Here is an 8186-nt window from a genome sequence, read left to right on the forward strand (position 1 = left end):
CTGAATGAGCAGCTACTTCACGGCTCGGCCACCCGCTTCTCGGGCTTGCGGCGTGAGTGGCTCCGGGCCGTCGCGGGCGGTGGCGGAGACATGGAGCCGGCGGCGGCCCGGGGCCGCCACGCCGCGCGGGCCGCGACAGCGGGCCGCCTTGATCCAGTAAGGAAACTCTTAACAGCTCGGCGCTTCACTCTTTCGGGCCTGCCGTGGCAATGACCTGGTTCCGGATCTCCATGAAGGACGTACGGGGCGATTGGACGTCGCCGTGCGGTCATCGGGATCGTGACGAACCGAAGTGGGTGTACGTGAACAGGCAGCGGGATGACGTACTCGAGGCGCACCGCGGGCACGCCCTGGTGCTCGCGCTCGAGATGCTGGCGATGGTGCGCCGGATGAGTCGGGAGGCGGCCGTGATGCGGGCTGACCTGGCGGAACTCAGGAGTTCGCGTGGACCCGGGCCTTCAGTTCCTCGACTTCGCGCTTGAGGTCCTGGTGTTCGGCGCTGAGGTGGCGGACCTCGTCGCGGAGGGAGGTGAGGACCTCGGTGAGCGTGGTGCCGTCCTCCTCGCCCTCGGCTCCGCTGCCGGCCAGGTACCAGGCCGGCGCCGTGTAGCCGTCCGGGAGTTCCCCGACGTCGGCGACGAAGCTGCCGCGGCCCTGGATCGTGTAGATGAGCCCTTCCTCGCGGAGGAGGTTCAGCGCGGCGCGCATCGTCATGTTGGCGATGCCGAACCGGTCCTGGAGCTCCCGCAGCGACGGCAGCTGCTCCCCCGGCTTCAGCCGGCCGGCACGGATCTCCTTGCGGATCGCCTCGGCAGCGTGCTGGTACGGCGGCCGCCGGTCTGGCCGGTCGCTCTTCGCGGGGGTCATGCATCCAGGTTAGCCGTCTAGCTCCCTTAGCACACCTACCCGGCCCTTGTTCCGCCGCACAGGTTTGGACACGCGCAGAACTTGGCAAGCTTGCCAGTGCTAGCACACCTAGCTCTACTAGTCCCGAGGTCGCCGTACGAGGCGACTACGAGGAAGGAACATCGCCATGGCACGCATTCGCGTGGGCTTCGCCCAGACCACCCGCCACATGGTCGGCATGCTGCCGACCCCGAAGTTCACCGACCAGGAGCGGACGCAGATCGCCAAGGACCGGGACACCGGCGAGAGCCTCTACACCGTCACGGTGTTCGTGATGGAGGACGAGCGGGCCGAGGCCATCAAGGTCACCGTCCCCAAGAGCGGCCTGCCGGACGGTCTCAACGTCGGCATGTTCGTCCGGCCGGTGGACCTGTTCGCCACCCCGTGGGCCCGGGTCTTCAACGGCCAGATCCAGGACGGCATCGCCTACCGGGCCAGCGCCCTCGAACTGCTGGGCAGCCCGGTGCCCGTGTCGGGGGGTGCTCCTGACGATCTCGCCTAGGAGGACCGCGGCTACCACTGGGACTGTCCGTCGAATGGAGGGAGTTGAGATGGAGCAAGTGACGCAGGTGACCAACTTCGGCCGCATCGTCGTCTGCCTGGCCCTCGCCGCCGCCTTCGGGTGGGTGGTGAGCTGGGTGGTTCGCTACCTCCGGGCAGACGCGGACATGCGGGCCAGCATGCGGCAGGCTCTGCGGGTCCGCCGGTCCTGGCGGCGGCTGGCCCTGATGGCCGGCCTGACCGTCACGGACTCGACGCCGAGCACGCTGGCCTCGCTCAGGAACACCAGCGGGACACCGCCCCGCCCCCGTGTCCTCGTCCCCTCCCTGCGGGTGCGGGCCGACCGGTACGGGGTGCGGGTCCGGGCGAGGTGCCTGCCGAGGGTCGGGCTGGAGGAGTACAAGCGGGCCTCCGCCTAGCAGATCGAGGTCTTCTACGCCAAGATGCAGGCCAACGGCAGCAAGGCGGCCACGGCCCACCAGGTCCACCGAACCTTCCGGACGGCGCTGAACGAGGCCGTGCGGCGTGGCCACCTCGGCAAGAACCCCGTGCAGCTCGCGAAGGCACCGCGCGTGCGGGAGCGGGAGGTGGAGCCGTACACGGTGGAGGAGGTGCGCCGGCTCCTCCAGGCCGCTGAACGCCGCCGCAACCCGGCTCGCTGGGCGGTGGCCCTGGTTCTTGGCCTGCGCCAGGGCGAGGCCCTCGGCCTCAAGTGGGCGGACGTCGACCTGGACAAGGGCGTCCTGATGGTCCGCCGCAGTCGGCGACGCCCCCGCTACGACCACGGCTGCGAGAGCCCGTGCGGGCGCAAGGCCGGGTACTGCCCGCAGCGCGTTCGGACCAACCCCGAGACCGCGGACACCAAGTCCCGCGCCGGGCGCCGGGCTGTCGGCCTTCCTCCACAGCTTGTGGAACTCCTCCAGCGGCACCGGGTACGCCAGGACGCCGAGCGCGCGCTGGCGGGGGAGAGGTGGGCCGATGAGGGCTGGCTCTTCGCCACGGAGACCGGCCGCGGCACCTCACCGCGCACGGACTACGACGACTGGAAGGAACTCCTGCGCACCGCCCGCGTCCGCGACGGCCGCCTCCACGACGCTCGGCACACCGCGGCCACGGTCCTGCTGATCCTCGGCGTCTCCGAGCGAGCCGTCATGGGCCTCATGGGCTGGTCCTCCACGGCTATGGCCGCGCGGTACCAGCACATGGTGGATACCGTTCGCACCAACGTTGCCGCGCAAGTGGACACGCTGATCTGGCAGGCCGATTGTCTGACCGGTGACGAGTAGTCCGGTTTTCAGAAGGGGCCGCAAAGGCCCTGGCAGGGGGGTGCGGAAGACCGTGAGGACCACTACATGTAGTGCCTGAACTTCAGTGTAGATACAACATGTTGTGGTTGCGGTGTCTCACGCTTACCACTGATCGCGGTATGCTCATCGCAACCTCACGACCACTCAGGTCGACGGGAGGCACCTCAGTCACGCCGGCAAGCAAAGAGCTGAGGTTCCCCCCGTCGTGAGGTCACGTACCTGGAGAAAGGTGATCGATGACTTCCGTACCCGACGGTACCCGAAATTGGTTTCCGGGCGGTAGCGCCCTCCCGTTCCCGGTGGCGTTCCCGCTGCCTGGTCTCAGCAACCCCTCTGCGGAGCTTTTCGCGGGGAGGGTGCTGGTGATCGTCGTCGTGCTCGCCGCTGCGGCCAACCGCTGGGACATCGTGGCTGCGCTTGTCACGCTGCTCGGCGGCGGTTCTGTGGTCTGCTGCCGGAAGTAGCCCAAGATCCTTCCCTTTCCGTCCCGATTGAGACGGGAAGTGAGACGGAGCAGCGCGAAGGGCCCGGTCCAACGGACCGGGCCCTTCGTCTACCAGCGGTAGCGGAGGGATTTGAACCCTCGGTGACTTGCGCCACACTCGCTTTCGAGGCGAGCTCCTTCGGCCGCTCGGACACGCTACCGAGGGAGACTTTACAGCACGGTGGGCGCTGCGCAGAAATCCGTTTGGGCGGCGGCCCCCGAAGGCGCTCAGCGGGTGCGGAAGAAGTCGGTGAGCAGGCGTGCGCAGTCGTCGGCGAGGACGCCTTCGATCACCTCGGGGCGGTGGTTGAGGCGCCGGTCGCGGACCAGGTCCCACAGAGAGCCGGCGGCGCCGGCCTTCTCGTCGCGGGCGCCGTAGACGACCCGGTCGACGCGGGACTGCACCAGCGCCCCCGCGCACATCACGCACGGTTCCAGGGTCACCACGAGGGTGCAGCCGGGCAGTCGCCACTCACCCCGCGCGGCGGCGGCGCGGCGCAGCGCCAGCACCTCGGCGTGGGCCGTGGGGTCACCCGTGGCCTCGCGTTCGTTGTGGCCGACGGACAGGACCGTGGTGCCGTCGGGGGCGAGCACGACGGCGCCCACCGGGACGTCGCCACCCGGCAACGCCGCCCGCGCCTGTTCCAGCGCAAGGCCCATGACGGGCCGCCAGGGATCGCGCACGGGGTCGACGAGGCCGGTGGGGCCGCCGGGGCCGGGGCCGGGGGCGTCGGTACGGCTCCGCCCCGCACCCGGGAGGGGGCGCGGGGCGGTGGGGTCGGTGGTCACACGGGGACGTTAGCGGACCGTCTCCAGGACCTCGGAGGCGCCGACCGCCTCGGCGATGGTGTTCAGCGCGTCGTTCGCCTCGAGGGAGCGGAGCTCCTTCTCGCTGACGCCGAGGTCATCGAGGACCTCCCCGTCGCCGACCGGTCCGTGCGGCACCGGGCCGCCGGCGCCGGCCACGCCGTCGTCGTCGTCGGAATCGTCGAGCAGGTCCTGCGGCTCCCCGTCCTCGGTGCCGTCCAGGTCGAGCGCGTCCAGGTCGGTGGTGTCGTCCTCCTCCGGCTCGCGGCCGAGCACATCGTCGGTGAGCAGGATCTCGCCGTACGAGCTGCGGCGGGCGGCCGCGGCGTTGGACACGTAGATGCGAGGGTCGTCCTCGCCGTCCACGCGCACCACGCCGAACCAGGCGTCCTCCTGCTCGATCAGCACCAGAACCGTGTCGTCGTCGGGCGAGGCTTCACGGGCCAGATCGGCCAGGTCCGCCAGGGTCTCCACATCGTCGAGCTCCGTGTCGCTCGCTTCCCACCCGTCTTCGGTGCGCGCGAGCAGTGCGGCGAAGTACACCGTGACTCTCCCACTGGTCATAGGTGTGCCGGTTGGGGTTCCCCCCGGCGGGGTCACGGGCGGGGGACCGAGGAGTCCGAGGTTCCCGCCCACTCGGAATCGTGGCAGAAACCTCGCTCGCAGGGGATGTCTTCGACTCCCTGTGTCTGGCTCTTTTGATCGTGACCGGCCCCGGAGGCCTTCCCGCGCCCGGCGCGTCGTGGTGCTCCTACCAGCGGAAGGTGCGCATGCGCATGGCGTGGCGCAGGCGCGCCGCCTTGGCGCGGCGGGGCTGTACGCGGTCGCGGAGCTCACGGGCCTCGGCCAGGTCGCGCAGGAACTGGGCCCGGCGGCGGCGCCGCTCCTCGTCCGTCTCCGGCGGCCTGGCCGGGCGTGGCGGGGGAGGCGGCTCGGCGCTCCGTCGGCGCGTGGTGGCGGACGTGAGCGGAGGCGGCGGCGGGGGCTCCTCCACCTGCGGCTTCCGCGCCTGTCCGCCGGACGGCTGCCGTCGTGCCCCCTGCTCTCGGGAACTGCGGCGGTCGGGCACAGCATCACCACCCCGGTCCGGTCTGTCCGTGTTCCTTCCACCTTCCCTCGGACAGCGGATTCGATGCCGCCCGGATGCCGCGACGGGTCGCCGCCGGGGACCGGACGGCCTGGTGAACCGGGCTTCCGGGCCCGGTTACTGTGGAGCAATGCGTCTCCACGTCGTCGACCACCCGCTGGTCGCCCACAAGCTCTCGACCCTGCGCGACCGGCGCACCGATTCCGCGACCTTCCGTCGGCTCGCCGACGAGCTCGTCACCCTGCTGGCCTACGAGGCCACCCGTGACGTGCGCACCGAGCAGGTCGAGATCGAGACCCCGGTGGCCACCACCACCGGCACCCGGCTGTCCCACCCGCGTCCGCTGGTGGTGCCGATCCTCCGGGCCGGTCTGGGCATGCTGGACGGCATGGTCCGCCTGCTGCCGACCGCAGAGGTGGGCTTCCTGGGCATGGTGCGCAACGAGGAGACGCTGACCGCGTCCACGTACGCCACCCGCATGCCGGAGGACCTGTCCGGGCGTCAGGTGTACGTCCTGGACCCGATGCTGGCCACCGGCGGCACGCTGGTCGCGGCCATCCGCGAGCTGATCGAGCGCGGCGCCGACGACGTGACGGCCGTGGTGCTGCTGGCCGCGCCGGAGGGCGTGGAGGTCATGGAGCGCGAGCTGGCGGACGTGCCGGTCACCGTGGTCACCGCCTCGATCGACGAGCGGCTCAACGAGAACGGCTACATCGTTCCCGGCCTGGGCGACGCGGGCGACCGCATGTACGGCTCGGCGGAGTGACGGCCGCCGGCTCTCCGGCGTGACGGCCGCCCGCCCTGCGGGTGGGACGACCTCGCCCTCCGGGGCGGACCTGGCCTGAGCCGGGGCCGCCCCGGAGGGCGAGGTCCTTTCCGGGCGTGTGCCGGGGGCGGGCCGTGGTGGGCGCGCTCCGGTGCGCGGGAGTGTGTGTCCCGCGGCCTGTGTCCCGCGGCCTGTCCCTGCGGCCTGTGCCCCGCGGCCCGCGGTGCGTGTGCGTGCGGGCTCAGCAGCCCTTCTTGGTGGCCTTCGGGGCCGGTGCCGGCGCCGTCAGGGCGGTGAGCGCCTTCTCGGCGTCGACCGGCGTGGCCAGGTCCTTGAAGGCGTCGCCGATGATCAGGTCGACCACCGGGGTCTTCGCCTTCCCGTCCGGCCGTCGCGCGGCGTCCGGCCTGACCTCGGCTCCGGCGAGCTGGGTCCGCAGCACCGGCAGCACGGTGTCGGCGGTGTCCGGCGCGCCCATCAACAGCCCGGCGCCCTTCACCTTCTTGTCGTACTCGGCGGGCGCGTTGCCCACCTCGCCGATCAGGAAGCCGCGCTTCTTCAGCTCGTCGGCGGTCTTCTTGGCCAGACCCCCGCGGGTGGTGGCGTTGAGCACGTTGACGGTGATGCCGTCGGGCCGGGGATAGGCCTTGGCGGGGGTGGGCGAGGGGCTCGGGCGGGTGGCGCACTCCGCGCTCGAGCCGGCCGCCGACGCCTCGTCGCCGCCGGTGAAGACGTCGATGAGCTGCAGCGTGCCCCAGCCGAGCACACCGAGCAGGGCGACGGGGAGCGCGGTCAGCGCGACGATCCTGCCGCGCTTCCTGGGCCGTCGCATGCGGGGGTAGGTCTTCCCCGTGACGCGGTACCGGCCGCCCATGCCGGGTGGGGTCAGCATGCTCATGAGCGCAGCGTAGTGCGCCCGGCCGGTGATGCATACAAGACGATCATCATCCCGGCGGGAATCAACCCGAAAGGGGCAACGGGTACCGCCGATCAGTCCAGTTCGAGCACGCGGGCGTGCAGCACCTGGCGCTGCTGGAGCGCGGCGCGGACCGCGCGGTGCAGGCCGTCCTCCAGGTAGAGGTCGCCCCGCCACTTCACGACGTGCGCGAAGAGGTCCCCGTAGAAGGTGGAGTCCTCGGCGAGGAGGGTCTCCAGGTCGAGCTGCCCCTTGGTCGTCACGAGCTGATCGAGGCGGACCGGGCGCGGCGCGACGTCCGCCCACTGCCGGGTGCTTTCCCGGCCGTGATCGGGGTACGGCCGGCCGTTTCCGATGCGCTTGAAGATCACACGGAAAGCCTACCGGGAGTGGCGTCCTCGGCGCAGCCACTGACGACGAACCGGGCCGCCCGGCCCGCGCGGCCCCCGCGGAGGACGGCGTGGCGCCGTTCCCTCCTCGACGACACCCGCGCGGCCGGCTCATCGGCACCCGAACACCCGCGTCCGGGCCGCCCGCGCGTGCGGCACGGGTACGGGCTCCGGTGGCCGTGGGGCGGGGCGGCGGGGCATGCAGGGCTGTCGGCATGCAGGGCTGCCGGCATGCGGGGCCGACCGAAGGGGCCACCCCGTGGTGGCGGTCCGGGCGGCGGCTACTGTGCGGTCTTCGCGGCCTTCGCCGCCTTCGCCGCGGCCTTCATCTCCTGCTTGTGGGCCCGCACCTTCACCAGGGACTCCGGCCCCGTGATGTCCGCCACCGAGCGGAAGGAGCCCTCCTCCCCGTACGAGCCCGCCGCCTCGCGCCATCCCTGGGGAGCGACCCCCAGCTGCTTGCCGAGGAGGGCCAGGAAGATCTGCGCCTTCTGGGCCCCGAACCCCGGCAGGTCCTTCAGCCGCTTCAGCAGTTCCCTGCCGTCCGCGACGTCCCGCCAGACCGCCTCGGCGTCGCCGTCGTAGTGCTCCACCAGGTACTGGCAGAGCTGCTGGATGCGCCCGGCCATCGAGCCGGGGTAGCGGTGCACGGCCGGCTTCTCCGAGAGCAGCGCCGCGAACGCCTCGGGGTCGTACGCGGCGATGTCGTGGGCGTCCAGGTCCTCCGCGCCCATCCGGTCGGCGATGGTGCGGGGTCCCTTGAACGCCCACTCCATCGGCACCTGCTGGTCGAGCAGCATGCCGACCAGTGCGGCGAGGGGGCTGCGGCCGAGCAGCGCGTCGGCCGGGGGGTCCTGGGCGAGGCGGAGGGTGACGTCCATGCAGACGATGATCCCGCGAGCCGGAACTTCCCGCTCCCCGGCCCCCGCCCGACCCCCGGCACCCCGGCCCCCTCCGGGCCGCACGCGGGACCCGCCGGGCTCACACCGGACCTGTCAGGACCTGCCCGGCCCCACCGGGACC

The 8186-nt window shown here is 71.8% G+C and carries 9 protein-coding genes, 1 tRNA gene and 1 pseudogene; 3 read left to right on the forward strand and 8 right to left on the reverse strand.

Going from position 1 to position 8186, the window contains the following annotated elements:
- Positions 1-432 precede the first annotated feature (432 nt).
- Positions 433-867 (reverse strand): GntR family transcriptional regulator, encoded by a 435-nt coding sequence (locus HW445_RS11770; protein ID WP_180220973.1) that lies wholly within the window; start codon positions 865-867, stop codon positions 433-435.
- A gap of 166 nt (positions 868-1033) precedes the next feature.
- Here HW445_RS11770 and HW445_RS11775 point away from each other — a divergent pair, with 166 nt between their 5' ends.
- Positions 1034-1408, forward strand: a complete 375-nt coding sequence (locus HW445_RS11775; RefSeq protein ID WP_180220974.1) for a hypothetical protein — start codon at positions 1034-1036, stop codon at positions 1406-1408.
- A gap of 49 nt (positions 1409-1457) precedes the next feature.
- Positions 1458-2693: pseudogene (locus tag HW445_RS11780) on the forward strand (tyrosine-type recombinase/integrase).
- Between the two features lie 581 nt (positions 2694-3274).
- Here HW445_RS11780 and HW445_RS11785 read toward each other — a convergent pair.
- The 4 genes from HW445_RS11785 to HW445_RS11800 all read right to left on the reverse strand — a co-directional run bounded on the left by HW445_RS11785 (position 3275) and on the right by HW445_RS11800 (position 4999).
- Positions 3275-3359: transfer RNA gene (locus HW445_RS11785), tRNA-Ser, on the reverse strand.
- A gap of 67 nt (positions 3360-3426) precedes the next feature.
- Complete coding sequence (gene tadA / locus HW445_RS11790) at positions 3427-3858, reverse strand: tRNA adenosine(34) deaminase TadA (RefSeq protein WP_180220977.1); 432 nt, start codon at positions 3856-3858, stop codon at positions 3427-3429.
- Between the two features lie 138 nt (positions 3859-3996).
- Positions 3997-4548: a hypothetical protein gene (locus tag HW445_RS11795; RefSeq protein WP_180220978.1), complete on the reverse strand. Its 552-nt coding sequence runs from the start codon at positions 4546-4548 to the stop codon at positions 3997-3999.
- Between the two features lie 208 nt (positions 4549-4756).
- Entirely contained in the window at positions 4757-4999 is a 243-nt protein-coding gene (locus HW445_RS11800; protein WP_218956869.1) for a hypothetical protein, read from the reverse strand.
- A 223-nt stretch (positions 5000-5222) separates the two neighbouring features.
- Between HW445_RS11800 and upp the strand changes: the two genes are divergently transcribed.
- Complete coding sequence (gene upp / locus HW445_RS11805) at positions 5223-5858, forward strand: uracil phosphoribosyltransferase (protein ID WP_151773700.1); 636 nt, start codon at positions 5223-5225, stop codon at positions 5856-5858.
- 241 nt (positions 5859-6099) lie between these two features.
- Here the strand turns inward: upp and HW445_RS11810 are convergent, their stop codons facing one another.
- The 3 genes from HW445_RS11810 to HW445_RS11820 form a co-directional block, all read right to left on the reverse strand.
- Positions 6100-6756 carry a LytR C-terminal domain-containing protein gene (locus HW445_RS11810; RefSeq protein WP_257231011.1) on the reverse strand — a complete coding sequence of 219 codons (657 nt, stop codon included), beginning with the start codon at positions 6754-6756 and terminating at the stop codon, positions 6100-6102.
- Positions 6757-6848: 92 nt separating this feature from the next.
- The gene (locus tag HW445_RS11815) at positions 6849-7145 is read right to left on the reverse strand and encodes a type II toxin-antitoxin system VapB family antitoxin (RefSeq protein WP_003949502.1); all 297 of its coding nucleotides are present in this window, start codon (positions 7143-7145) and stop codon (positions 6849-6851) included.
- Between the two features lie 299 nt (positions 7146-7444).
- Complete coding sequence (locus HW445_RS11820) at positions 7445-8044, reverse strand: HhH-GPD-type base excision DNA repair protein (RefSeq protein ID WP_180220976.1); 600 nt, start codon at positions 8042-8044, stop codon at positions 7445-7447.
- Positions 8045-8186: the final 142 nt, after the last annotated feature.

The organism is Streptomyces sp. UH6 (genome assembly GCF_013421635.1).
Lineage (GTDB): Bacteria > Actinomycetota > Actinomycetes > Streptomycetales > Streptomycetaceae > Streptomyces > Streptomyces abyssomicinicus.

What these genes read in the sequence shown, in the direction of transcription:
- HW445_RS11770 (WP_180220973.1), bottom strand. Translation starts at nt 867, where the DNA reads ATGACCCCCGCGAAGAGCGACCGGCCAGACCGGCGGCCGCCGTACCAG.
- HW445_RS11775 (WP_180220974.1), top strand. Translation starts at nt 1,034, where the DNA reads ATGGCACGCATTCGCGTGGGCTTCGCCCAGACCACCCGCCACATGGTC.
- tadA (WP_180220977.1), bottom strand. Translation starts at nt 3,858, where the DNA reads ATGGGCCTTGCGCTGGAACAGGCGCGGGCGGCGTTGCCGGGTGGCGAC.
- upp (WP_151773700.1), top strand. Translation starts at nt 5,223, where the DNA reads ATGCGTCTCCACGTCGTCGACCACCCGCTGGTCGCCCACAAGCTCTCG.
- HW445_RS11810 (WP_257231011.1), bottom strand. Translation starts at nt 6,756, where the DNA reads ATGAGCATGCTGACCCCACCCGGCATGGGCGGCCGGTACCGCGTCACG.
- HW445_RS11820 (WP_180220976.1), bottom strand. Translation starts at nt 8,044, where the DNA reads ATGGACGTCACCCTCCGCCTCGCCCAGGACCCCCCGGCCGACGCGCTG.